2 protein-coding genes and 1 pseudogene are annotated in these 2,068 nt (G+C 63.2%); all 3 read right to left on the reverse strand.

Going from position 1 to position 2,068, the window contains the following annotated elements; genetic code table 11:
- Positions 1-217 (reverse strand): annotated as a pseudogene (locus tag EOA33_RS33480) (MCE family protein); the annotation flags it as partial.
- Positions 218-231: 14 nt separating this feature from the next.
- Positions 232-1,041 (reverse strand): ABC transporter ATP-binding protein, encoded by an 810-nt coding sequence (locus EOA33_RS33485; RefSeq protein ID WP_126054790.1) that lies wholly within the window; start codon positions 1,039-1,041, stop codon positions 232-234.
- Between the two features lies 1 nt (position 1,042).
- Positions 1,043-2,068 (reverse strand): ABC transporter permease (locus EOA33_RS33490; protein ID WP_145989449.1); only part of this gene is annotated, 1,026 nt, incomplete at its 5' end.

The following is a 2,068-nucleotide window of genomic DNA, read 5'->3' on the forward strand; positions in this document are numbered from 1 at the left end:
CGATGTAGACGCGCCTGACATCACCCACCTTGACGCCGTTGAAGAGCACGAAACTGCCGCGGCCGAGGCCGGACGCCGAGCCTGGGATGCGCACACGAAGCAGCGTCGTCTCGCCCTTGTCGCCGATCGCCGCCGTCCAATAAACGAAGGCGAAGGCCGCCAGGATCGCGGCCAGCGTGAAGATGCCGACAATGACGTAGTTGGCTCTTGTTTCCATTGCCCCACTTATGGCTATGCGCGCGCCGCAAGATCAAGTTGCCGTGCACGTTTTCCGCGAAAATAGGATTTCACCCACGGCTCCTCGCTTTTCAGCATGTCGTCGATCGTGCCTTCGACCAGTACCTTCTTCTTGCCGAGCACCGCCACGCGGTCGCAAGCGGTGAACAGCGTGTCGAGATCATGCGTGACCATGTAGACGGTGAGATCCATCGTATCGCGCAGCTTGACCACCAGCTCGTCGAATTCGGCGGCGCTGATCGGATCGAGGCCGGATGTCGGCTCGTCGAGGAAGACGATGTCCGGATCGAGCGCCAGCGCGCGCGCCAGTGCCGCCCGCTTGATCATGCCGCCGGACAATTCGGACGGGAATTTCTGCGCCGCGTCAGGCGGCAGCCCGACAAGCTCGATCTTCAGCAGCGCCAGTTCGTCCATCAGCTTCTTCGGCAGGTCGAGGTATTCGCGCATCGGCACCTGCACGTTCTCCTGCACTGTCAGCGCCGAGAACAGCGCGCCGTGCTGGAACAGCACACCAAGGCGCATATCGATGCGCAGGCGCTCAATGTCGCTCGCCTTCTCGACATCGACGCCGAACAGCTTGATCGTGCCCGACTGCTTGTGCAGCAGGCCGAGGATGGTGCGCAACAGCACCGATTTGCCGGCGCCCGAGGCGCCAACGAAGCCAAGGATCTCGCCGCGGGTGATGTCGAGCGACAGTTTGTCGAGGATCACCTTGTCATCCAGGGCGACGGTGACGTCGCGAACGGACAGCACGATCTCGCTTTCGGTGGTTTCCTTGGCCTCGGTGCCGTTTCGCGTCGCCATGTCAGAACTCTATCGCGGCGTAGAACATGGCAAAAAGACCGTCGAGGATGATGACGACGAAGATCGATTTCACCACGGAGGCGGTTACGTGCTGGCCAAGCGATTCGGCGCTGCCGCCGACTTTCATGCCTTCGACGGAAGCAATGGTGCCGATGATCATGGCCATGAACGGCGCCTTGATCAGGCCTGCGAAGATGGTGCTGAGATCGATGGCGACGCGCAGCCGGTCGATGAAGGCGGCCGGGGGAATGTCGGAATAGAGCCAGGCGGCGACGATGCCGCCGCCGAGGGCGGCAAAATTGGCGATGATCGTGAGACACGGCAGCGCGATGACCAGCGCGACCAGGCGCGGAAACACCAGCACGCCGATCGGGTTCAGGCCGATGACCTTGAGCGCGTCGACCTCCTCGCGCATCTTCATGGAGCCGATCTCGGCGGTGATGGCGCTGCCGGAGCGGCCGGCGATCATGATCGCAGTCATCAGCACGCCGAGTTCGCGCAGGATCAGCACGCCGACGAGGTCGACGACGAAGATGTCCGCGCCGAAATAGCTGAGCTGATAGGCGCCCTGCTGGGCAACGATGGCGCCGACGATGGCCGACATCAGGACCACCACCGGGATGGCGCCGACGCCCATGCGGTCGATCTGGTTGAAGATGGCGGCCGGGTTGACGGCATGGCCGCGGCCAAGCTTCATCTGCGCGCCGCGGATGGTGGCGCCCAGGATGTTCATCGAGGCCAGGAAATCGTCGCGCATCTCATAGACGCGCCGGCCGACCGCCTCCAGCCCGCGGATAATGATGTTGGGCGGACCGGCAGGACCCGATTCGGGCTCGCGCCTGACAGCGTCGCCAACGGCGCCGAGCAGGATCTCGGCGATCTCGCTCTGCCCCTGGATCTGAACTTCGACGCCCTTCTTCTCGAATGCGCTGACCAGGCGGTCGATCAGCCAGGCGCCGGCGGTATCCATCTTGTCGATATGCGAAAGATCGAGCGCCAAGGACTTGACGCCGCTGCGCTTTTCGAT

This window comes from Mesorhizobium sp. M4A.F.Ca.ET.050.02.1.1, assembly GCF_003997725.1.
In the GTDB taxonomy this organism is placed as follows: Bacteria; Pseudomonadota; Alphaproteobacteria; order Rhizobiales; family Rhizobiaceae; genus Mesorhizobium.

Excerpts from the sequence above, each read along its gene's own strand:
- EOA33_RS33485 (WP_126054790.1), bottom strand. The coding sequence starts at position 1,041 with ATGGCGACGCGAAACGGCACCGAGGCCAAGGAAACCACCGAAAGCGAG.